Origin of the sequence: Ruegeria sp. HKCCD6428 (assembly GCF_013110595.1) — a bacterium.
GTDB lineage: Bacteria > Pseudomonadota > Alphaproteobacteria > Rhodobacterales > Rhodobacteraceae > Ruegeria.
In genome coordinates this window covers 485,001-506,433 of the sequence record NZ_WVQX01000001.1, presented here as the reverse complement: position 1 = coordinate 506,433, position 21,433 = coordinate 485,001, and the positions used below count along the sequence as shown (strand labels likewise).

The following is a 21,433-nucleotide window of genomic DNA, read 5'->3' as shown; positions in this document are numbered from 1 at the left end:
CGGAATGCGACAGAAAATACCCACTGTTTGGTTTCAATCACTTGGGCCGCGCTCTTCACCTATCGGGCGTTGCCAAAGCCCGGTTCCGCTTGCACTTTGGGTGCTGAATGGTATTGAGCGCGCAATCTGCTTTTTATCCAAAGGAACAACGCCCGTGGACCTGACTGCGCTGCGCAAAGCCAACCCCGAACACTGGGACAAAGCGGCGGCCATCCGCACCCTGACCCTTGACGCCGTCGCCGCCGCAAATTCCGGCCATTCCGGCATGCCGATGGGCATGGCCGATGTTGCGACCGTTCTGTTCGAAAAGCACCTGAAATTCGACGCCTCGGCCCCGAACTGGCCGGACCGCGATCGGTTCATCCTGTCGGCTGGTCACGGTTCGATGCTGGTCTATTCACTTCTCTATCTCACCGGTCATGCCGACGTGACGCTGGAAGAGATCAAGAATTTCCGCCAGTTGGGCGCCAAGACCGCGGGCCACCCTGAAAACTTTCTGATCGACGGTGTTGAAACCACGACCGGCCCGCTTGGTCAGGGTATCTCGAACGCCGTGGGTTTTGCCATGGCCGAGGAAATCCAGCGCGCGCATTACGGCAAGAAGGTCGTGGATCACTATACTTACGTGATCGCGGGCGACGGCTGTCTGATGGAAGGTGTCAGTCAGGAAGCGATCACATTGGCCGGCCGTCATGAGCTGAGCAAACTGATCGTCTTCTGGGACAACAACAACATCACCATCGACGGCACTGTCGATATCGCCGATCGCACCGATCAGGTCCGCCGGTTTGCGGCCTCTGGCTGGCACGTGATTGAGATCGACGGTCATGACCCCAAAGCCATCGATGCGGCCATTGTTCAGGCGAAAAAGTCCAAGAAACCAACCATGATCGCCTGTGAAACCCATATCGCTCTGGGTCATGCTGCGCAGGACACCTCGAAAGGTCATGGGGCGCTGACAGATCAGGATCAGCTGAAAGCCGCGAAAGAGGCCTATGGCTGGCCGCACGACACATTCGAAGTTCCAGCCAACGTCAAAACCGCCTGGGAAGCCATTGGTGCACGCGGTGCAGACGAACGTGCGGCTTGGGAAGAACGTTTCGCGCAGCTTTCCGAGAGGAAACAGGCCGAATTCAAACGCGCCTATGCGTTTGAGGCCCCCAAGCGGCTGGCTGGCGCCATTCGTGCGTTCAAAAAGCAGATGTCTGAAGAGCAGCCAAAACTGGCCACCCGCGCCTCGTCCGAAAAAGTTCTGAACGTCGTGAACCCGATCATGACCGAGACTGTTGGCGGCTCGGCCGACCTGACCGGATCGAACAACACAAAATCGGCTGATATGGGCGTGTTCCTGCCGGAAAACCGCAAGGGCCGCTATATCCACTACGGCATTCGCGAACACGGCATGGCCGCAGCGATGAACGGTATGGCGCTGCACGGCGGTATCCGCCCCTATGGCGGCACCTTCATGGCCTTCACCGATTATGCCCGCCCATCCATGCGGCTGGCGGCACTGATGAAGATCCCGTCGGTTTTCGTAATGACCCATGACTCGATCGGTCTGGGCGAGGACGGTCCGACCCACCAGCCGGTGGAACATCTGGCCATCTCGCGCGCGACGCCGAACACCTATGTGTTCCGCCCCGCCGATACGATCGAAACCGCCGAAGCCTGGGAACTGGCGCTGACCTTCAAGGACAGCCCCTCGGTCCTGTCGCTGACCCGCCAGGGCGTGCCGACCGTGCGCAAGGATCACAAGACCAAGAACCTGACCGCACAAGGCGCCTATGTTCTGGCCGAGGCCGAGGGCAAGCGTCAGGCGATCCTGATTGCCACCGGGTCAGAGGTTTCGCTGGCCATGGAAGCCAAAGCGATGCTCGAAGCCGAAGGCATCGGCACCCGCGTCGTCTCGATGCCCTGCATGGAGCTGTTCGCCGAGCAGGACGAAGCCTATCGCAAGCGGGTACTGCCTGCCGGTCCGGTCCGCGTCGGCATCGAGGCCGCCGTGCGCGCCGGTGGCTGGGATCGCTGGCTGCTGGGCGAGCGTGGCCGCGAAGCCAAGGCAGGCTTCATCGGCATGTCCAGCTTTGGCGCCTCGGCCCCTGCCGGTGAGCTGTACAAGCATTTCGGCATCACGGCCGAAGCAACTGTGGCCAAGGTCAAGGAACTGTTGGGACTGTAAGACAGTCCCTTCTGATCGAGTAAAGGGCGGCCTTGGCCGCCCTTTTCATTTTGGTTTCAATGCGTTTCGGATTTGCTGAACAGGGGCATGATTATCTTGGTTGCCACCGGGATCAAAACCAATCCCCAAGCCAAACCAAATACGCCATCCATCGTGGCCTTGGATACCCACTCAACCGCACCAACCCATTGATCAGACACGGAATGCCCAATGGCATAGGCCCAATCATGGATATGATGGCCCAGCCAGCCAAAGCCCAGAACCTCCATCCCGTGGATGACGATCGAGCCCCCCACCCACAGCATCGCCGCAGTTCCGACAATGGACAGTGTTTTCATCACTCCGGGCATTGCCTTGACCAACCCTCGGCCCAGACCGCGACCGATAGGTGTCGGCGCGTTCTGCGCCAGATAAAGCCCCACATCATCCATTTTCACGATCAGCGCGACGGACCCATAGACGGCCATCGTCACGCCGATCCCGACAACGGCCAGCGTCGCAGCCTGCATCCACAGGTTCGGGGCTTCGATCGCCGCCAATGCAATGGTCATGATCTCGGCAGACAGAATGAAATCGGTCTTGATAGCGCCCTTGACCTTTTGCTCCTCCAGGTGGCCCGGATCGCGGTTTTTCATATCGTCCTCAATCACATGGCTGCCATGAGGAAACAGCACATGAAAAATCTTCTCGGCCCCTTCAAAACATAAATATGACCCGCCAAGCATCAACAAGGGCGTGATCAGCCACGGCGCAAAATTGGCCAGCAACAAGGCGACGGGCAGCAAGAGTATGATCTTGTTAAAGATCGACCCGCGCGCAATGCGCCAGATGATCGGCAACTCGCGCGCCGGGGCGAAACCTTGCACGTATTTCGGCGTCACTGCTGCGTCATCAATGATCACACCGGCGGTTTTGGCCCCCGCTTTGCCTGCCGCCGCGACCACATCATCCACTGATGTCGCCGCAACTTTGGCAATGCCCGCCACATCATCCAACAGGGCCAAAAGACCACTCATCGCGTTTCCCTTCACATCTGCTGCCGCCAACCGGACCCTACCTGATCCAACGGCTAGCGCAAGCGTTAGCGCAACCGGCGCAGGTTTGCGCTAACACCTTAAAAATATGCCGTTTTTGCCCTTTTGAGATTCCCTTTTCGCCGTTATATGGCCCTCAAAGCAAGTGCATCTGGAGACGTCATATGACCATCAAGGTCGGTATCAATGGTTTTGGCCGTATTGGCCGCTGCACCCTGTCGCACATCGCCGCGTCCGGGCGCAACGACATCGAAGTGATCAAAGTCAACGCAACTGGCCCGCTGGAAACTTCGGCGCATCTGCTGAAATATGACAGTGTTCACGGGCGTTTTCCACGCGACATCACCATTGACGGCAATACCATGGATCTGGGTCGCGGCCCGATGCAGATGTTCTCGACCTACGACATGACCGAGTTGGACTGGGAAGGCTGTGACGTCGTTCTCGAATGCACCGGCAAGTTCAACGATGGCCTGAAGGCCAAAACGCATCTGGAACGTGGCGCTGGCAAGGTACTGCTGTCGGCTCCGGGCAAGAACGTGGACAAGACCATTGTTTTCGGCGTCAACCACAACACGCTGGCCGCCAATGACAACATGGTCTCGAACGGTTCGTGCACGACCAACTGCCTCGCCCCGCTGGCCAAGGTGCTGGACGAGGGCGTCGGTATCGAACACGGCATCATGACGACCATCCACGCCTACACGGGCGACCAGCCGACACTGGACCGTCGCCACAGCGACCTCTACCGCGCCCGCGCTGCTGCAATGTCGATGATCCCGACCTCGACCGGCGCCGCCAAGGCGCTGGGTGAAGTTCTGCCAAACCTAAAAGGCCGTCTGGACGGTTCCGCCATTCGCGTCCCCACCCCGAATGTTTCGGCGGTGGACCTGACGTTCCGTGCCTCACGCGACACAAGCACGGCGGAAATCAACGCGATCGTCGAAGAGGCCGCCAAGGGCCCGATGCAGCGCGTTCTGGGATATGAGCCGGCTCCGCTGGTGTCGACCGACTTCAACCACACCGAGGAAAGCTCGATCTTTGCACCGGATCAGACCCGCGTCGTCGATGACCGCATGGTCCGCGTTCTGGCCTGGTATGACAATGAATGGGGATTCTCGGTCCGTATGGCTGACGTAGCTGTTGCGATGGGCCGCCTTAACTGACCCTTCGGACTTCGCTTGTACCTTGATGCCCGCTCAGGTTATCTGAGCGGGCATTTTACGTTCGGGACAGCCATGACCAACCAAATCGCTATCTGGCTCGGCCTTCTTCTGCTCGGCGGTATCATGCTGGATGTGGCGCTGTACGGCACCGAACATCTGCTTTTCCTTGGAAAGAAACTTTACGACTTTCTGGACTGGCTCGCTTTCTGGCGGTGACTGAGGTTTTCCTTGACATTTCGCTTGATCTGTCATTGTTAGCGCTAACTCATCTTGCTGAGACATTTGGACGGAGCAGACCATGACCTTGAAACTGGCGATCAACGGATTTGGACGGATCGGGCGCGGAGTTCTGCGCGCGGTGATGGAAAGCGGACGTACGGACGTCGAGATCGTCGCGATCAACGATCTTGGCAAACCCGAAATGAATGCGCACCTGTTTGAATTTGACAGCGTTCACGGCCGCTACCCCAACCCGGTTACGCTCAGCGATGCAGGTCTGGACGTGGGTCGTGGTCCAATTCGGCTGAGCAGCGAGCGCAACCCCGAGGATCTGCCCTGGTCTGACATTGACGTCGTTCTGGAATGTACGGGTGTGTTCCGTACGCGCGAAGCGGCGGAACGTCACTTCAAGAACGGATCCAGGAAAGTTCTGATCTCTGCCCCGGCCAGAGGTGACGGCGGTGTGAAAACCATCGTCTTTGGCGTCAACGATGGCGAGCTGACCGCCGATGATCTGGTGGTGTCCAACGCGTCCTGCACCACCAACTGTCTGTCTCCTGTTGCTGCTGCTCTGGATGCCGGCCTTGGTATCAAGCACGGCAACATGACCACTGTTCACGCTTACACTGCCAGCCAGCCGGTGCATGATACAGTGGGAAAAGATCCCTACCTGTCCCGAGCGGCGGCGCTGTCGATGATCCCTACGACAACCGGTGCGGCCGCTGCCGTGGGCCTGGTGCTGCCGCAACTCAAAGGAAAACTGACCGGTCAGGCCATCCGCGTTCCAACCCCCAATGTCTCGGTCGTTGATCTTGTGGCCGAGGTTTCACGCCCGACGACCGAAGAAGAGGTCAACCAACTGTTCGTCGATGCGGCTGCCAAAATCCCCGGCGTTCTTGCCGCGGAAAGCCGTCCTCTGGTTTCCATCGACTTCAATCACGACCCGCACAGCTCGACTGTGTCACTGGCTGAAACCAAAGTCACTGATGGCACGCTGGTTCGTGTGCTGGCGTGGTATGACAATGAATGGGGCTTTTCGAACCGGATGCTGGATACGGCGGCCGCAATGGGTGCCCTAGCCTAACCTTTTTTTCAGCGCATCATTGACACGGGGCGTGACGAATTTCGACACGTCCCCGTTCAACCGTGCGATTTCCTTCACCAGCTTGGACGCGATCGCCTGATGGCGCGCTTCGGCCATCAGGAATACAGTCTCGATCGAATCGTCCAGAGCCCGGTTCATGCCGACCATCTGAAACTCGTATTCGAAATCGGCAACCGCACGCAGGCCACGCACGATGATTTGCGCGCCTACATCCCGCGCACAATCAATCAGCAGGTTTTCAAAGGGATGCGCGATGATTTCGGTTCCGGTCTGCTCGGACAGCCTGGCGCATTCCGCTTCGATCATGGCCACGCGCTCTTCCAGCGAGAACAGAGGGCCCTTGTCCCGGTTGATGGCCACACCGATAACCAGTTTGTCCACCAAAGCTGCCGCCCGACGGATGATATCGATGTGCCCCATGGTGATGGGATCAAAGGTTCCAGGATACAATCCAACCCGCATCGCGCCCTCCTGCGCAACAAAATTTCTGCGCAAGCAAACATAACTTTGCTGCAGGTGCAAGTAATTGCTTGGGCAACCCTTGCCGTCAGTGCCCCATTATCATGCCTTCAAGGGCATCTTTTTCCATCGCAAGTTCGGAAAGCTGAGCCTTCACCACATCACCCAAAGTGACAATGCCTACGAGTTTTCCATCTTCAACCACCGGCATGTGGCGAAAGCGCCCCTCTGTCATACGGGACATGATGTCTTCCACGGTGGTCTGGCGCGTCGCCGTGACGAGGTCTTGGGTCATATAAGACTTTACCGGTTGGTTCAGACAACCACTGCCGCTGGCCGCCAATTCCCGGACGATGTCTCGTTCCGACAGGATGCCGGCCGCGGTTTCGCCACCGTCGTCGGAAACAACGACCGTTCCGATCCGCTTGTCCGCAAGAATCTTCGAGGCCTCTGAGATTGTCGCCGTTGACGCCACGGTCACGACACCATCTGTCGCTTTGGACTTCAGGATGGCCTGGACTAGCATGAAGAATACCTCCGGAATAATAACACTTATTCCAAAGCGTTGCGCGATTGCCGCGACCTGTCAAGCGTCGGGACCTGCTTCCAAACGAAGCACTTCATCGCGAATACCGCGTGTCAGGGCATCCGCAAAGCGGTTCAACCGCTCGTTGCGCTGGTCACCTTGATGCCTGACCAGATAGAAGCTGCGCGTCAAACTCACTTGATCCGTCAGGATTTTCCGAAGCCCCGGGTGGAACGGCAACGTGAAATCATGCGCCACGCAAACCCCTGTTCCCAGGCAGACCTGCCGCAGTTGAACCGATACCGAATTCGATGCAAGAGCGACACGGTCAACGCCAATGTCATTCAGGTAGTCGAGTTCCCGGTCAAAGATCATGTCGGGGATATAGCCGATCAACCTGTGGCCCTTCAGGTCAGCTATGCTCCGGATCGGATCATGTCGCTTCAGATACTCTTCGGTCGCGACCATGTGCAGCTTGTAGTCGCTGACCTTCTTCACCAACAGCTGTCCGGCGGTCGGCGCACTGACCGTAACCGCCATATCCGCCTCGCGACGGGACAGGTTGATCACACGCGGAAGCGCAAGGATCTGAATGTCCAGATCAGGGTTTGCGTCGCTGATTTTGGCACACACCTGCGGCAGCAGATAGTTGGCACTGCCGTCCGGCGCGCCAATTCTGATTTGCCCGCTTAGCGTTTTTGTTGGCCCTGTTACCGCCCCGGCCGCCGCGCGCATCGCCTCTTCTGCGTGCAGCCCGTGTTCCAACAGCCGCTGTCCCGCCGGGGTCAGAACATAGCCTTGCTGCGACTTGGTGAACAATGTGGAATCCAGCGTCGCCTCCAGGCGCGCAATGCGCCGACCGACGGTGGCAGGGTCGATCTTCAGGATGCGACCAGCGGAAGACAGGCTTTCCTCGCGCGCAACAGCCAGGAAAATCCGCATATCATCCCAATTTGGGGTCATTTTGATCCCTTTTGCATTTTTGCAAAACTCTTTTGAGACATTGCCTCTGTTCGCGGGATTTCTGCAAGCCTATTCTGCGCGCAAATTTATCGGAGGAGCTATTGATGCAAGACCTGACCCATTTCCTGAACGGCGAAATGGTCGCCGGAACGTCCGGTCGTTTCGACGACGTCTACAACCCGGCAACTGGCGAAGTTCAATACAAGTGCCCGATGGCCAGTGCGGCGGAAACCACCTCCGCGATTGAGGCCGCCGCCACCGCCCAGCCCGCATGGGGCGCAACCAACCCGCAGAAGCGCGCGCGCGTCATGATGGCCATGGTCGGCCTGATGAACCGCGACATGGACAAACTGGCCGAAGCGCTGAGCCGTGAGCACGGCAAAACCATCCCCGACGCCAAGGGTGATTTGCAGCGTGGTCTGGAAGTGATCGAATACTGCATTGGCGCACCGCAGATGCTGAAGGGCGAGTTTACCGACAGCGCGAGCCCCGGCATTGACATGTATTCAATGCGCCAGCCTTTGGGTGTTGTCGGCTCGATCATGCCGTTCAACTTTCCGGCCATGATGCCGCTCTGGCACGTTGGCCCTGCTCTGGCCTGCGGTAACGCCGTTGTTCTGAAACCGTCCGAACGCGACCCGTCCGTGCCCCTGATGCTGGCTGAACTGTTCGTCGAAGCCGGCCTGCCCAAAGGCGTTTTCCAGGTCGTAAACGGCGACAAGGAAGCGGTCGACACCATCCTCGACAGCGAGATCATTCAGGGCGTCAGCTTTGTGGGTTCAACCCCGATTGCACAGTATATCTACAGCCGCGCAACCGCGAATGGGAAACGAGCACAGTGCTTCGGCGGTGCCAAGAACCACATGATCGTCATGCCCGACGCCGATCTGGATCAGGCAGCGGACGCGCTGGTTGGCGCCGGTTTCGGTGCGGCTGGCGAACGTTGCATGGCCGTTTCGGTTGCTGTTCCCGTGGGTGAAGAGACCGCGGACGCACTGATCGAAAAACTGGTGCCGCGTATCGAAAAGCTGAAGGTTGGCCCCTATACTGCCGGCGATGATGTCGACATGGGCCCGGTTGTGACCGCCGCCGCCAAACAGCGCATTCTGGGCCTGATCAATTCAGGCGTCGAACAGGGTGCGAAACTGGTTGTCGACAACCGCGACTTCAGCCTGCAAGGCTATGAGGACGGCTTCTTTGTCGGCCCGCACCTGTTCGACCACGTGACGCCCGAGATGGACATCTATAAACAGGAAATCTTTGGCCCGGTTCTGTCCACCGTGCGCGCGGGTTCGTACGAAGAGGCCCTTAAACTGGCGATGGATCACGAATACGGCAACGGCACCGCGATCTTTACCCGCGATGGCGATACCGCACGTGACTTTGCCAGCCGTGTGAACATCGGAATGGTCGGCATCAATGTTCCGATTCCGGTTCCGCTGGCCTATCACACCTTCGGCGGTTGGAAGAAATCCATGTTTGGCGATCTGAACCAGCACGGCCCGGACAGCTTCAAGTTCTACACCCGCACCAAAACCGTGACCGCACGCTGGCCGTCGGGCATCAAGGAAGGTGGCGAGTTCAACTTCAAAGCAATGGACTGATCCCACAGTTTCCTGACGCTTGAAGCCCGGCCCGTTCAATGGCCGGGCTTTTTGCATCTTTCCGCCGAAAACCTGCTTTCGTCCGCTCGGTCACAGGAAATTCAAGTGGTTCACTCTGGAAAAATTCAACCAACACCCATATTTTGGCGTGAACGATGTACTGAGCAGTGAACTTATCGGAGGCAACCTTGTCCCAATCCCGTATGACCCGTCGCTCTGCCTTGCTGGGCGTGGCTTCTTTGGTGGCAACACCTGCCCTTGTTCGGGCACAAAGCACGGATGCTTTCCCTGAAACGGAAGACGCGATCAGTACGCAATTGCCAGTCCGACGCAATATATCGTCCTTCTCGCAGCAGAACTGGCAGGACCATTTCGATGAATTGGGCGTTGGTTGCCTGTTGGCCGATATCACCAGCCGCGCAGTCCATTACTGGGGGCCTGACGGCACATACAAACTGTACCCAAGTTCCGTACCCATGAGCGAAGAGCTTACCAAACGCGGGTACACGAAAGTTGTGCGTAAGACGGAATTCCCAAGCTGGACACCTACGGCATCAATGCGCGAACGTGATCCTTCGCTGCCGCTTCGGATGGAAGGTGGCGATCCCGGCAACCCACTGGGAACCCGCGCCATGTATCTGGGTTGGCCTGCCTATCTTGTCCATGGCACGCACGACACCCGCAAGATCGGTCGTCAGAGCTCGTCAGGTTGCATTGGCCTGTACAACCAGCATGTAGAAGAGCTGTATCCGCTGGTAAAAGTCGGCACGCAGGTCCGATTGGTCTGATTCACCCTCTCTGAAAAGCAAAAGCCCCGGTCAATCGCCGGGGCTTTCTTGTCTTTGGAAGACGGCGTTTATTCCGGCAGGATCACGGCATCGACGACGTGGATGACGCCATTGCTGGCTTCGATGTCGGCCTGTACGACCTTGGCGTCGTTCACTTTCACGCCGTTTTTGGCGTTGACGCTCAGCCGGTCGCCCTGAACAGTCAGGACCTTGGCGCGTTTGCCGACGATATCACCGGACATAACCTTGGCCGGTACCACGTGATAGGTCAGGATCGCGACCAACTGATCTTTGTTTTCTGGTTTCAAAAGCGTCTCGACAGTGCCTTCAGGAAGCGCAGCAAAGGCTTCGTCTGTGGGTGCAAATACTGTGAACGGACCGTCTCCTTTCAGGGTGTCAACCAAGCCTGCAGCCTGAACGGCGGCGACCAGAGTGTTGAACGACCCGGCGGCAACGGCGGTGTCTACGATATCAGCGGCCTGAGCCTTGAGCGGCATAGCGAATGCAAGTGCGGCGGCTGCGCCCATGAATGTACGACGGAACATAGCTGTCTTCTCCTCTCCAGCGTGTTATGGAAAGGGTTACGGACCTTTTGCCGCAATGGATCACTTTGGTTTCAGTTTTCTTTGAACTGCACCCAGATGCTTTGCGCCCGCCCCTCGGCCAGAAACGGCAAGGCAACAACGGCATCAGGCCGATCCTGTTGCAGGTAATATCCCGGCCAAAGCATTGAATACGCGCCAGATTGCAGCAAGCTGTGCAATACGTACTGCTCTCCCCAGCCCGGGCAATCATAGAAGAAGCGCTTGGGATATTCGTAGGGCAAAAAAACATCGTGAACGTGGATCACCACCCCGGGATTCAGCGACGGTATAATGCGGCAGAACAGATGGGCGACATCATTGCTCATCCGCACAACATGGCTGGAGTCGATGAACAGAATGTCTCCGGCCTCCAGTTCTGCGAACAATGCCGGGTCTGTTTCTTCAAGACGTTTTTGTTCGAACCGGTCGACCACATGGGCGATATCGGCGCGTGGGTACGGATCGACCGCGGTAATGGTGGTATCCAGATTGCCATCGATGATTGCCTGACGGGTCACACGGGTGGAATTGCCGCATCCGACCTCGATCACGCGTTTGGGCTGAAAGCGGCGGATCATCAGATACAATGCATCCGCATCCGGGCTGTCATAGTAACCATTGCCGGTACGATAACCGGTCTGGTTGCGTGCGGGATCTTTCAGCGCCTCCAGGGCAGCTTTGTGACGCTCGAATTCCGCCACAAGTTGAGAGATGTCGAACCCTTCCATCCCTGGCGACAACGCATAGGCGGGGCGCGTCAACCCACCCGCCGCTTCGAAGGCTTCCAGCCGCGCCCGTTCATCCTGTTCCGTAACTCTGTCGACCAGTTTCACCCCCAATTCTTCAAGGGCGGCGTTGATCTTCGGGAATTTTCTGGGTTTCAAGGCGCTGGCTCCGCGATCTGTGATGCAATGTTCCTTACCGTTGCGAACCGTTTCTCTGCAAGGGCAAGCCTGTCAAACCCTTGGCAAAACGTAAATTTCCGTATTCACTGATGGGACTGACAACTGCGAGGGGCCCCATGCAGCAGGAATTTACACTCGGGATCGAAGAAGAATACCTGTTGGTGGATCGTGACAGCCTGCAATTGTCCGAAGCCCCCGAAGCGCTGATGGCGGCCTGCCAAAGCGATTTCGAAGGTCAGGTCAGCCCCGAGTTCCTGCAATGTCAAATCGAGGTTGGAACCAGACCGCACGCCACGGTCGCTTCGGCGCGCGAAGACCTGAAGCGGCTGCGGTCATGCGTTTCCAAACGGGCCACCGAATACAACCTGTCCCCTATCGCCGTCTCGTGCCACCCGTTCGCCAACTGGAAGGATCAACACCACACGCGGAAAGAACGGTATGACGCGCTGCAACATGCATTGGGCGGCGTTGCCCGGCGGATGCTGATCTGCGGGATGCATGTACATGTCGGGGTCGAGGACCCTGCCTTGCGTGCCGATCTGATGCCGCAACTGTCATACTTTCTTCCTCATCTTCTGGCGTTGTCCACATCTTCGCCCTATTGGAACGGCGAGGATACCGGCCTGTCTTCATACCGGTTGACGGTGTTCGACAACCTGCCCCGCACCGGGCTGCCACCCGTGTTCGCCAGTTGGGGCGAGTACGAACGGAACACAGGCATTCTGGTCGAGCTTGGGGTCATCGAAGACACCACCAAGATTTGGTGGGATCTGCGCCCCTCACATCGTTTCCCAACTTTGGAAACGCGGATCATGGATGTTCAACCCCGTCTGGAACACACTTTGTCGTTGGCCGCACTGGTTCAGGCATTGACCCGGATGCTGTGCCGTCTGAAAGACCGCAACCTGCGCTGGCGGCAATATGATCGTTTCCTGATCGGTGAAAACCGCTGGCGCGCGCAGCGCTACGGAGTGGGTGAAGGGCTGATCGATTTCGGCGACCGTTCGGTCAAGCCCATGTCTGAACTGATCGGCGACCTCATGGGGTTGTTGGCAGAAGACACCGAAGCACTTGGCACGATGACCGAGCTTGCACGGCTCAGGCAGATTGCTGAAAACGGAACATCCGCCACGCGCCAACGCCGTATTCATGCCGAGGCATCAGCGCGCGGTGATGATCCGGGGCAAGCCGTCGTGCGCCACCTGATCGAGGAATTTCACGCCGACCTCTGAACGTTTCCGGCTTGTGACCCGTTTCAACCGACTCATTGTTGCGCCTGCAAAATTTCTGTAAGAATTCAGAAATAAACAACCGTTCAATTCAATGCCAACGGGAGGGAGCGTCATGGATTTCGCACTCAGCGAGGAGCAAACAGCCATATTCGACATGGCGCACGCGTTCGGGCAGGAAAACATCGCCCCCTTTGCGCGCCAGTGGGAAGCGGACGGAACCATTCCCAAAACCCTGTGGCCCCAGATAGGCGAGCTTGGTTTCGGCGCGCTGTACGTATCCGAGGAAAGCGGAGGGTCAAATCTGACCCGCTTGGATGCCACGCTGGTTTTCGAGGCGCTGTCGATGGCCTGCCCCTCGGTCGCCGCCTTCCTGTCGATCCACAACATGTGCGCCAAGATGTTGGACAATTTCGCAGATGATGACCTAAAGGCGCGCATCATGCCGGATGTTCTGAGCCTGAATACGGTTCTGAGCTATTGCCTGACGGAACCCGGTTCCGGCTCTGACGCGGCGGCCTTGAAAACCCGCGCCGAACGCACCAACGAAGGATATACGTTGAACGGTACCAAGGCGTTCATTTCGGGCGGTGGCTATTCGGATGCCTATGTTTGCATGGTACGCACCGGTCAGGACGGGCCCAAGGGGATCTCGACCGTATATGTCGAGGACGGCACGCCGGGGCTCAGCTTTGGGGCGCTGGAACAAAAAATGGGTTGGAAAAGCCAACCCACTGCGCAGGTTCAGTTCGACGACTGCAAAATTCCCGCAGGCAACCTGGTGGGCACCGAAGGCGACGGCTTCAAATACGCGATGATGGGCCTCGATGGCGGGCGGCTCAATATCGCGGCCTGTTCTCTTGGGGCTGCACAGGCCGGGCTGGATATGACCCTGCAATACATGTCCGAGCGCAAGGCGTTCGGCCAATCCATCGATCAGTTCCAGGCCCTTCAGTTCCGTCTGGCGGATATGGAGATCGAATTACAGGCGGCACGCACCTTCCTGCGTCAGGCGGCATGGAAACTGGACAACGGCGCGCCCGATGCCACGAAATTCTGTGCGATGGCGAAGAAATTCGTAACCGAAACCGGGTCGAAGGTGGTGGATCAGTGCCTGCAACTGCATGGCGGGTACGGATATCTTGCGGATTACGGCATCGAAAAGCTTGTGCGCGATCTTCGCGTGCATCAGATTTTGGAAGGCACGAACGAGATTATGCGCGTGATCGTCGCGCGCCAACTGCTCGCCAATCGCTGAGGCCCCGATGTCAGACATTGAAATCCGCACCACAGGCCGTGCCGGTCGCATCACCCTGACCCGTCCCCATGCGCTGAACGCGTTGAGCTATGACATGTGCATGGCCATCGACACGGCGATGCGCAACTGGCGGGAAGACGATGCCGTTGACCTGATCGTTCTGGACGCTGAAGGAGAAAAAGCCTTTTGTGCAGGGGGTGACATTGCCGAACTTTATGAAACGGGCACCAAGGGCAATTATGCGTATGGTCAGAAGTTCTGGCGTGATGAATATCGTCTGAATGCCCTGATCTTCGAATATCCCAAACCAGTCATCAGTTTTCTTCAGGGGTTTACCATGGGCGGGGGTGTCGGCATCGGCTGCCATGGCAGCCACCGTGTCGTCGGAGAAAGCTCCAGGATTGCCATGCCCGAATGCTCGATTGGCTTGATTCCGGATGTCGGCGGGTCATTGATGCTGGCCCTTGCACCGGGGCGACTGGGTGAATTCCTTGGGACCACGGGCTTCAGGATGGGGCCTGCGGACGCGATCTTTGCGGGGTTTGCCGACCATTTCATCCCCCAATCGCAATGGTCTGACCTGATCGAAATTCTGGAAGCGTCTGGAAATGCCGAACTGGTGGCCGAACATGCCGAAACGCCACCCAATGGTGAATTGGCAGGGGTGCTGACGGATATCGACAATCATTTTTCCGGTGAAACTCTGAGCGATATCCTGATCAGCCTGCGCAATGACGGTCAGGAATTTGCAGACAAAACTCTGGAAAAAATAACGAAAAACGCACCGCTTTCCGTGGCCTGCACGATCGAGATGCTGCACCGTCTGCGTGGCCCCTCGCTTACCATACGGCGCGCGTTGGAGATGGAATACCGCTTTACCCACCGGGCGATGGAGCATGGTGACTTTCTGGAAGGTATCCGCGCGCAGATCATAGACAAAGACCGCAACCCGAACTGGCAGTTTTCCGATATGGACGTCCCCCTGGTGGCCGTCTCGAAAATGTTGCAGCCATTGGGTGCGGACACCCTGACATTCGAGGAGGACTGAGAGATGCAGATCGGGTTCATAGGGCTGGGAAACATGGGGGCGCCCATGGCGGCCAATCTGGCAAAGGCCGGCCATCAGGTTCTCGGATTCGACACGGCCGGCGTTGCCGTTGACGGGGTGACTCAAGCCGAAACCGCGACCGAAGCCGTCGCCTCTGCCGATGCAGTCATAACCATGCTGCCGAATGGCGCCATCCTGCGGGCCGTTGCAGATCAGATCATTCCCGCCATGGCAAAGGGTGCCGTGCTGATCGATTGCTCGACAGTTGACGTGGACAGCGCGCGCGCAGTCGCGGAACAGGCCAGCGGCGCCGGTCTGCTGTTCGTGGACGCTCCGGTTTCGGGGGGTGTCGGCGGCGCGGCAGGTGGCACCCTGACATTCATGGCCGGCGGGTCAGACGACGCCTTTGCAAAGGCGGCTCCTCTGTTCGACATCATGGGGCAGAAAGCGGTTCACTGCGGCGAAGCTGGAGCCGGCCAAGCCGCCAAGATCTGCAACAACATGATCCTCGGCGTGACCATGATCGCCACGTGCGAGGCCTTTGCCCTGGCCGACAAACTGGGTCTGGACCGCCAAAAGATGTTCGATGTGGTCAGCACCTCATCGGGGTACAGCTGGACGATGAACGCCTATTGCCCTGCCCCGGGCGTTGGCCCGCAAAGCCCAGCCGACAATGGCTATACTCCTGGATTTGCAGCCGAGTTGATGCTGAAGGACCTGCGCCTCAGCCAACAGGCCGCATCCAGTGCGGATGCGGATACACCTATGGGACAGGCCGCGACTGCACTTTACGAGCAATTCGTCGAAAACGAGGACGGTCTGGGCCGCGATTTCAGCGCCATGCTGCCTCGGTTTGAAAAGCGTGGGCGAAGTTGATCCAAGTCATATTCCGCCCACGGAATGTTTGATACCCAAAGGGTGCAACCTTTTGGAAAGGATTCTTACGTGATGACCAAAAACATGGGTGGGCTCGACAAATCGCTTCGGATCGCATTAGGCGCCGCGCTTATTCTGGGCGCCCTGTTGGGATACGGAACCTGGATGTGGATCGGCATCGTGCCGTTGGTCACCGGTCTGCTGAATTCATGCCCGATATACTCGATGTTGGGCGTCAGCACCTGCCCAACCAAGAAAAATTGACTGGGAAGGCGGTGGAGTGAAGGCAGCCTGAAGCCGCCTACTCCGCCGCCACCCGATCCGGGTTGAGCATGGTTTTCAGATACCTACCGGTATGGCTGCGTTCGACTTGAGCGATCTCTTCGGGTGCTCCGACGGCTACGATCTCACCACCGCCGTCGCCGCCTTCAGGCCCGATGTCGATGATATGGTCGGCGGTTTTCACCACGTCCAGATTGTGTTCGATCACCACGACGGTATTGCCCTGATCGACCAATTCATGCAGCACTTCCAACAGCTTGCGCACATCTTCGAAATGCAGACCCGTGGTCGGTTCGTCCAGAATATAGAGCGTCCGCCCGGTTGATCGTTTCGACAGTTCCTTGGACAGTTTCACGCGCTGCGCCTCACCACCCGACAGCGTGGTCGCCTGTTGACCCACCTTGATATAGCCAAGACCAACGCGGGCCAGCGCATCCATCTTGTCGCGGATTGATGGCACGGCCTTGAAGAATTCCTGCGCGTCTTCCACCGTCATATCAAGCACATCCGCAATGGATTTGCCCTTGAACTTGATCTCAAGCGTCTCGCGATTGTACCGCGCGCCGTTGCAGGTTTCGCAGGTGACATAGACGTCGGGAAGGAAGTGCATCTCGATCTTGATGACGCCGTCCCCCTGACAGGCCTCACAGCGGCCGCCCTTCACGTTGAAGCTGAAACGGCCCGGCTTGTATCCCCGCGCTTTCGCCTCGGGCAGCCCGGCGAACCAGTCTCGGATCGGAGTGAAGGCCCCGGTATAGGTTGCCGGATTCGACCGCGGAGTCCGCCCGATCGGGCGTTGATCGATATCGATGACCTTGTCCAGATGCTCCAAACCCTTGATTGTCTCACACGGCGCAGGCGTCTGCCGCGCGCCATTCAGGCGCATCGAGGCGGTCTTGAACAACGTCTCAATCGTCAGGGTCGACTTACCGCCGCCAGATACACCCGTGACACAAACAAACTTGCCCAAAGGAAATTCGGCCGTCACGTTCTTGAGGTTGTTGCCCGAAGCCTTTACCACCGTTACCTTTTTCTTGTTCCCCTTGCGCCGCTCGGCGGGCACCGGAATCTCGCGTACGCCCGACAGGTACTGCCCCGTGATCGAGGCCGCATCCGCTGCGATCTGCTCGGGCGTGCCGTGGCTGACCACCTGCCCGCCGTGCACGCCCGCACCGGGGCCAATGTCGAACACATAATCGGCTTCGCGGATGGCTTCCTCGTCATGTTCGACGACGATCACGGTGTTGCCCTGATCCCGCAGATTCTTGAGCGTACCAAGCAACCGGTCATTGTCACGCTGGTGCAAGCCGATCGAGGGCTCGTCCAATACATAAAGAACCCCGGTCAGGCCCGATCCGATCTGGCTTGCCAAACGGATACGCTGACTTTCGCCGCCTGACAGGGTTCCACTTGAACGAGATAGCGTAAGGTATTCCAAACCAACATTATTCAGGAAACCCAACCGCTCGCGGATTTCCTTCAGAATGGCCCGGGCGATCTCATTCTTCTGAGCGCTCAGATGGTTCGGAGCATCCTCGATCCAGGCAAGCGCTTGGCGGATGGACATTTGCACCACCTGACCGACATGCAGCCCCGCAATCTTCACGGCCAAGGCTTCGGCGCGCAAACGATACCCTTCGCAGGTGCCGCATGGGCGGTTGTTTTGGTACCGTTCGAATTCCTCGCGTATCCAAGCGCTATCAGTTTCGCGATAACGCCGTTCCATATTCGGAATCACGCCTTCGAAGCTGCGTGTCACCTGGTACACCCTTCCGCCCTCGTCATAGCGGAACTGGATTTCCTCATCGCCCGAGCCCCGCAGGAACACCTGCTGCACTTTGCTGGGCAGGTCTTTCCAAGGCGTGTTCTTGTCAAACTCATAGTGACGCGCGATGGCCTCAATGGTCTGAAGGAAATACGGCGACTTGCCTTTCCTCCATGGTGCCAGGGCCCCGTCATACAGTTTCAGCGTCTGATCCGGCACCACGAGACGCTCGTCAAAGAACAGCTCGACCCCCAAGCCGTCACAATCCGGGCAAGCTCCGAATGGCGCATTGAACGAAAACAGGCGCGGTTCAATCTCGGGAATGGTGAAACCGCTGACCGGGCAGGCGAAGTTTTCGCTGAAGGTAATCCGTTCCGGCTCTCCTTCTCGTGGGGCGGTTTCCAGAATCGCGATTCCGTCCGCCAGATCCAGAGCGGTGCGCAGGCTATCGGCCAAACGCGTTTCCATGCCTTCACGAACAACCAGGCGGTCGACCACAACGTCAATATCGTGACGGAACTTCTTGTCCAATGTCGGGGGCTGATCCAGCTCATGGAACTCACCATCCACCTTCACGCGCTGGAACCCCTGCTTGCGCAGTTCCAGAAATTCCTTCCGGTACTCACCTTTGCGGTCGCGCACGATCGGAGCCAGCAGATAACCCCGCGTACCCTCCTCCATCGCCATGATGCGGTCGACCATGTCCTGCACCTGTTGCGCCTCGATCGGCTGGCCGGTGGCCGGGCTGTACGGCGTACCTGCGCGTGCGAACAACAGACGCAGATAGTCATAGATCTCGGTTACGGTTCCCACAGTCGAACGCGGGTTCTTCGAGGTCGTTTTCTGTTCAATGGAGATCGCCGGAGACAGTCCGCTGATATGGTCAACATCGGGCTTTTCCATCATGTCGAGAAACTGCCGCGCATAGGCGGACAGGCTTTCGACATAACGGCGCTGACCTTCGGCATAAATCGTGTCGAACGCCAGCGACGACTTGCCCGAACCGGACAGCCCGGTGATCACCACCAACTGATCCCGAGGGATGTCGACATCGATGCCTTTGAGGTTGTGCTCGCGCGCGCCGCGCACCTCTATATTCTTCAGCTCAGCCATTTCCGACCCCCAACAAACAAGTGGTTTAGAGATAGGCGAGCTTGCCCGAGTCTCCAACAGAAAAGTTAGAACATTTAGTGAACGTACAGGTTTTCGCCGACCAAATCAAACGATGGGCATGGAATCGAACAGCTCAATGCCTGGCTATCTGGCGAACTTATGATTTTGAGAAGAAAATGGCGCGGTTGACGGGGCTCGAACCCGCGACCCCCGGCGTGACAGGCCGGTACTCTAACCAACTGAGCTACAACCGCGCATCTATTTCATGGCCTTTGCCCTGGACCAAGGTTGGCAGCGATGGCGCGGTTGACGGGGCTCGAACCCGCGACCCCCGGCGTGACAGGCCGGTACTCTAACCAACTGAGCTACAACCGCCCGCTGCATGTTCATTGCTGAACGTTTGGGTGTATTATGGCCACGGTCGGGCAGCGTCAAGCGGCGTTTTGCAGTTTTTTGTCAGAATCCAGTTTTTTGTTTGCCTGCTGTTTTTTGCCCGCGCGAATTGTTCAATTTCGCTTGCAGCGCACCCCCGGGAAAGATATGACCGCGTGTCATGGGTGATTAGCTCAGTGGTAGAGCGCTTCGTTCACATCGAAGATGTCAGGAGTTCAAATCTCTTATCACCCACCATCCCTTTTTCGGATTTTCGCTTGGAATCAGCGGGCTTGCCATGTCGCGCGTTCGGCGGCTATCTTGCCCTATTTGGCCCGATTAAAGGCCACACACAAAGGCTGAGGTCACCATGACGGGGTTAAAGCGCGACATTGGCCTGCTGGGACTGACCTTCATTTCAGTCGGAGGAATCATCGGCTCGGGCTGGTTATTCGGCCCCCTTCTGGCCGTTCAGCATGCAGGGCCCGCGGCCACGATCTCGTGGATAGTCGGCGCGGTTGCCATGTTCATATTGGCCATCACCTTCGCAGAGATTTCCGCCATGCTGCCCATTCCCGGAGGGATCGCGCGCGTGCCTCAGTTTTCGCATGGTAACATCGTATCGATGGCCATGGGATGGACCGCCTGGATCGGCTACAACACCACAGCGCCAATCGAAGTCGAGGCCATGCTGAAGTACCTGGCGCCGTATGCGCCCTGGCTGCATACGGCAGAGACAGGTGATTTGACCGGGGCGGGTATTTTCGTTGCGCTGGTTTTCATGCTGCTGTTCGTCGCGGTGAATGCGCTTGGGGTCAAGTTCTTCACGCGCGTCAATGCTGCGCTGACCTGGGCCAAGATCGCCATACCAGTTGTCCTGTCCGTTCTGCTTGTCGCAAGCCGGTTCAACATCGAGAACTTCACCCAGCCGGATGGGTTTGCCCCCTACGGCGCGCAGGGTATCATGGCCGCCGTTTCCACCGGGGGCGTTATTTTTTCATTCATCGGCTTTCGCCATGTGGTTGATATGGCTGGCGAAGTTCGAAATCCAAAATTTGCAATTCCGGCCGCATTGGTGTTGTCGATTGTTCTTTGCGCCGTCATCTACCTTGGCTTGCAAGTGGCCTTCATCGGTGCGCTGGACCCATCCATGCTGTCCAAAGGATGGGCACAGTTGAGCTTTGGGGGCGAAGGACCACTGGACGCCATCATCATGTCTGTTGGGCTGGTCTGGTTTCTGAGCCTGCTGAATGTCGGATCCGTGATAGGCCCCTTTGGAAACGGGCTGGTCGCAACCGGATCGAACGCCCGTATCGCCCTCGCCCTTTCAAAAAACGGTTTCCTGCCCAAACAGTTGCAGGTTTTGTCGTCATTCGGGGTTCCACTGTGGGCGCTGGGGCTGAACTTTCTGATCGGAACGGTTTTCCTGCTGACAGTACCCTTTACCACCGTCATTGCCCTGAACGGTGCGGCCATCGTCTTGTCATTCGCCGTCGGGCCCATAGCCGTGGTTTGCCTGCGAAACCTTATGCCAGATCATCCCAGATCGATCCGAATACCGGCCGTGCGACTTGTCGCGCTGTCCGCTTTCGCCATCGCCACGCTGATCGTCTATTGGAGCGGATGGGACACGGTCTGGCGGCTTGGCATCGCGCTGATTGTCGGAAAAATTCTGTTGCTGATCCGGTTCCGGGGACGTTTGGATGAAATGGACGTTACCGAGGCCCTGTGGCTTGTGCCTTATTTCTCAGGCCTTGGGCTAATCTCATTCCTTGGGCAATTCGGAGCCGGTTCGTTGAAGCAGATCCCGTTTGGGTGGGACCTTCTGCTTTGCATCCTGTTTTCGTCGAGCATTTTCGTTCTGGCCGTCCGCTCGGCGCTGCCACCCAAAAAGTTCAAGGAATACATAGCCGAAGAAGAAATTCTTGATCCAAAGCAACCCGTCATTGGATTGTAAA

19 protein-coding genes and 3 tRNA genes are annotated in these 21,433 nt (G+C 57.8%); 13 read left to right on the top strand and 9 right to left on the bottom strand.

Annotation, left to right across the window (positions count from 1 at the left end):
- Positions 1-154: 154 nt before the first annotated feature.
- Positions 155-2,179 (top strand): transketolase, encoded by a 2,025-nt coding sequence (gene tkt, locus GS620_RS02445; RefSeq protein ID WP_171204699.1) that lies wholly within the window; start codon positions 155-157, stop codon positions 2,177-2,179.
- A gap of 56 nt (positions 2,180-2,235) precedes the next feature.
- Here the strand turns inward: tkt and GS620_RS02440 are convergent, their stop codons facing one another.
- Positions 2,236-3,195, bottom strand: coding sequence for a DUF808 domain-containing protein (locus GS620_RS02440; protein ID WP_171613902.1), 960 nt, complete (start codon positions 3,193-3,195; stop codon positions 2,236-2,238).
- Positions 3,196-3,377: 182 nt separating this feature from the next.
- On the opposite strand from GS620_RS02440, the gene gap (GS620_RS02435) reads away from it, so the two are divergent.
- The 3 genes from gap (GS620_RS02435) (at position 3,378) to gap (GS620_RS02425) (ending at position 5,682) form a co-directional block, all read left to right on the top strand.
- Positions 3,378-4,379: a type I glyceraldehyde-3-phosphate dehydrogenase gene (gene gap, locus GS620_RS02435; RefSeq protein WP_171116104.1), complete on the top strand. Its 1,002-nt coding sequence runs from the start codon at positions 3,378-3,380 to the stop codon at positions 4,377-4,379.
- Between the two features lie 72 nt (positions 4,380-4,451).
- A complete protein-coding gene (locus tag GS620_RS02430) occupies positions 4,452-4,595 on the top strand; it encodes a hypothetical protein (protein ID WP_171116107.1) in 144 nt (47 codons plus the stop codon).
- Positions 4,596-4,677: 82 nt separating this feature from the next.
- Positions 4,678-5,682 carry a type I glyceraldehyde-3-phosphate dehydrogenase gene (gap, locus tag GS620_RS02425; protein ID WP_152457870.1) on the top strand — a complete coding sequence of 335 codons (1,005 nt, stop codon included), beginning with the start codon at positions 4,678-4,680 and terminating at the stop codon, positions 5,680-5,682.
- Here the strand turns inward: gap (GS620_RS02425) and coaD are convergent.
- The 3 genes from coaD to GS620_RS02410 all read right to left on the bottom strand — a co-directional run bounded on the left by coaD (position 5,674) and on the right by GS620_RS02410 (position 7,651).
- Complete coding sequence (gene coaD, locus GS620_RS02420) at positions 5,674-6,165, bottom strand: pantetheine-phosphate adenylyltransferase (RefSeq protein ID WP_152457869.1); 492 nt, start codon at positions 6,163-6,165, stop codon at positions 5,674-5,676. The genes gap (GS620_RS02425) and coaD overlap by 9 nt on opposite strands.
- 85 nt (positions 6,166-6,250) lie before the next feature.
- Complete coding sequence (locus tag GS620_RS02415) at positions 6,251-6,688, bottom strand: CBS domain-containing protein (protein WP_171168312.1); 438 nt, start codon at positions 6,686-6,688, stop codon at positions 6,251-6,253.
- 60 nt (positions 6,689-6,748) lie between these two features.
- A complete protein-coding gene (locus tag GS620_RS02410; protein ID WP_171168314.1) occupies positions 6,749-7,651 on the bottom strand; it encodes a LysR family transcriptional regulator in 903 nt (300 codons plus the stop codon).
- A gap of 104 nt (positions 7,652-7,755) precedes the next feature.
- Here GS620_RS02410 and GS620_RS02405 point away from each other — a divergent pair, with 104 nt between their 5' ends.
- Together GS620_RS02405 and GS620_RS02400 are read left to right on the top strand one after the other, a co-directional pair.
- The gene (locus tag GS620_RS02405; protein WP_171613900.1) at positions 7,756-9,255 is read left to right on the top strand and encodes a CoA-acylating methylmalonate-semialdehyde dehydrogenase; all 1,500 of its coding nucleotides are present in this window, start codon (positions 7,756-7,758) and stop codon (positions 9,253-9,255) included.
- A gap of 203 nt (positions 9,256-9,458) precedes the next feature.
- A complete protein-coding gene (locus GS620_RS02400; RefSeq protein WP_171116564.1) occupies positions 9,459-10,043 on the top strand; it encodes a L,D-transpeptidase in 585 nt (194 codons plus the stop codon).
- A 68-nt stretch (positions 10,044-10,111) separates the two neighbouring features.
- Here the strand turns inward: GS620_RS02400 and GS620_RS02395 are convergent, their stop codons facing one another.
- Both GS620_RS02395 and GS620_RS02390 read right to left on the bottom strand, forming a co-directional pair.
- Positions 10,112-10,588: a fasciclin domain-containing protein gene (locus GS620_RS02395; protein WP_171613898.1), complete on the bottom strand. Its 477-nt coding sequence runs from the start codon at positions 10,586-10,588 to the stop codon at positions 10,112-10,114.
- Between the two features lie 71 nt (positions 10,589-10,659).
- Positions 10,660-11,511, bottom strand: a complete 852-nt coding sequence (locus tag GS620_RS02390) for a class I SAM-dependent methyltransferase (protein WP_171613896.1) — start codon at positions 11,509-11,511, stop codon at positions 10,660-10,662.
- 137 nt (positions 11,512-11,648) lie between these two features.
- Between GS620_RS02390 and GS620_RS02385 the strand changes: the two genes are divergently transcribed.
- The 5 genes from GS620_RS02385 (at position 11,649) to GS620_RS02365 (ending at position 16,207) form a co-directional block, all read left to right on the top strand.
- Positions 11,649-12,764 carry a carboxylate-amine ligase gene (locus tag GS620_RS02385; protein ID WP_171116118.1) on the top strand — a complete coding sequence of 372 codons (1,116 nt, stop codon included), beginning with the start codon at positions 11,649-11,651 and terminating at the stop codon, positions 12,762-12,764.
- A gap of 112 nt (positions 12,765-12,876) precedes the next feature.
- Complete coding sequence (locus GS620_RS02380) at positions 12,877-14,019, top strand: acyl-CoA dehydrogenase family protein (RefSeq protein WP_152457861.1); 1,143 nt, start codon at positions 12,877-12,879, stop codon at positions 14,017-14,019.
- A gap of 7 nt (positions 14,020-14,026) precedes the next feature.
- Entirely contained in the window at positions 14,027-15,067 is a 1,041-nt protein-coding gene (locus GS620_RS02375) for an enoyl-CoA hydratase/isomerase family protein (RefSeq protein WP_171613894.1), read from the top strand.
- A 3-nt stretch (positions 15,068-15,070) separates the two neighbouring features.
- Entirely contained in the window at positions 15,071-15,943 is an 873-nt protein-coding gene (gene mmsB / locus GS620_RS02370; protein WP_171613892.1) for a 3-hydroxyisobutyrate dehydrogenase, read from the top strand.
- 72 nt (positions 15,944-16,015) lie between these two features.
- The gene (locus GS620_RS02365; protein ID WP_171613890.1) at positions 16,016-16,207 is read left to right on the top strand and encodes a DUF2892 domain-containing protein; all 192 of its coding nucleotides are present in this window, start codon (positions 16,016-16,018) and stop codon (positions 16,205-16,207) included.
- Between the two features lie 37 nt (positions 16,208-16,244).
- Here the strand turns inward: GS620_RS02365 and uvrA are convergent, their stop codons facing one another.
- The 3 genes from uvrA to GS620_RS02350 all read right to left on the bottom strand — a co-directional run bounded on the left by uvrA (position 16,245) and on the right by GS620_RS02350 (position 19,478).
- On the bottom strand, positions 16,245-19,103 hold the full coding sequence (gene uvrA, locus GS620_RS02360; RefSeq protein WP_171613888.1) for an excinuclease ABC subunit UvrA: 2,859 nt from the start codon (positions 19,101-19,103) through the stop codon (positions 16,245-16,247).
- A 177-nt stretch (positions 19,104-19,280) separates the two neighbouring features.
- Positions 19,281-19,357, bottom strand: a tRNA-Asp gene (locus GS620_RS02355).
- A 44-nt stretch (positions 19,358-19,401) separates the two neighbouring features.
- A tRNA-Asp gene (locus tag GS620_RS02350) sits at positions 19,402-19,478 on the bottom strand.
- Between the two features lie 180 nt (positions 19,479-19,658).
- On the opposite strand from GS620_RS02350, the gene GS620_RS02345 reads away from it, so the two are divergent.
- Positions 19,659-19,733: transfer RNA gene (locus GS620_RS02345), tRNA-Val, on the top strand.
- 112 nt (positions 19,734-19,845) lie between these two features.
- Positions 19,846-21,432, top strand: a complete 1,587-nt coding sequence (locus GS620_RS02340; protein WP_171613886.1) for an APC family permease — start codon at positions 19,846-19,848, stop codon at positions 21,430-21,432.
- Position 21,433 lies beyond the last annotated feature (1 nt).

Excerpts from the sequence above, each read along its gene's own strand:
- GS620_RS02440 (WP_171613902.1), bottom strand. The coding sequence starts at position 3,195 with ATGAGTGGTCTTTTGGCCCTGTTGGATGATGTGGCGGGCATTGCCAAA.
- gap (WP_171116104.1), top strand. The coding sequence starts at position 3,378 with ATGACCATCAAGGTCGGTATCAATGGTTTTGGCCGTATTGGCCGCTGC.
- GS620_RS02430 (WP_171116107.1), top strand. The coding sequence starts at position 4,452 with ATGACCAACCAAATCGCTATCTGGCTCGGCCTTCTTCTGCTCGGCGGT.
- gap (WP_152457870.1), top strand. The coding sequence starts at position 4,678 with ATGACCTTGAAACTGGCGATCAACGGATTTGGACGGATCGGGCGCGGA.
- coaD (WP_152457869.1), bottom strand. The coding sequence starts at position 6,165 with ATGCGGGTTGGATTGTATCCTGGAACCTTTGATCCCATCACCATGGGG.
- GS620_RS02415 (WP_171168312.1), bottom strand. The coding sequence starts at position 6,688 with ATGCTAGTCCAGGCCATCCTGAAGTCCAAAGCGACAGATGGTGTCGTG.
- GS620_RS02410 (WP_171168314.1), bottom strand. The coding sequence starts at position 7,651 with ATGACCCCAAATTGGGATGATATGCGGATTTTCCTGGCTGTTGCGCGC.
- GS620_RS02405 (WP_171613900.1), top strand. The coding sequence starts at position 7,756 with ATGCAAGACCTGACCCATTTCCTGAACGGCGAAATGGTCGCCGGAACG.
- GS620_RS02400 (WP_171116564.1), top strand. The coding sequence starts at position 9,459 with ATGACCCGTCGCTCTGCCTTGCTGGGCGTGGCTTCTTTGGTGGCAACA.
- GS620_RS02395 (WP_171613898.1), bottom strand. The coding sequence starts at position 10,588 with ATGTTCCGTCGTACATTCATGGGCGCAGCCGCCGCACTTGCATTCGCT.
- GS620_RS02385 (WP_171116118.1), top strand. The coding sequence starts at position 11,649 with ATGCAGCAGGAATTTACACTCGGGATCGAAGAAGAATACCTGTTGGTG.
- GS620_RS02380 (WP_152457861.1), top strand. The coding sequence starts at position 12,877 with ATGGATTTCGCACTCAGCGAGGAGCAAACAGCCATATTCGACATGGCG.
- GS620_RS02375 (WP_171613894.1), top strand. The coding sequence starts at position 14,027 with ATGTCAGACATTGAAATCCGCACCACAGGCCGTGCCGGTCGCATCACC.
- mmsB (WP_171613892.1), top strand. The coding sequence starts at position 15,071 with ATGCAGATCGGGTTCATAGGGCTGGGAAACATGGGGGCGCCCATGGCG.
- GS620_RS02365 (WP_171613890.1), top strand. The coding sequence starts at position 16,016 with ATGACCAAAAACATGGGTGGGCTCGACAAATCGCTTCGGATCGCATTA.
- uvrA (WP_171613888.1), bottom strand. The coding sequence starts at position 19,103 with ATGGCTGAGCTGAAGAATATAGAGGTGCGCGGCGCGCGCGAGCACAAC.
- GS620_RS02340 (WP_171613886.1), top strand. The coding sequence starts at position 19,846 with ATGACGGGGTTAAAGCGCGACATTGGCCTGCTGGGACTGACCTTCATT.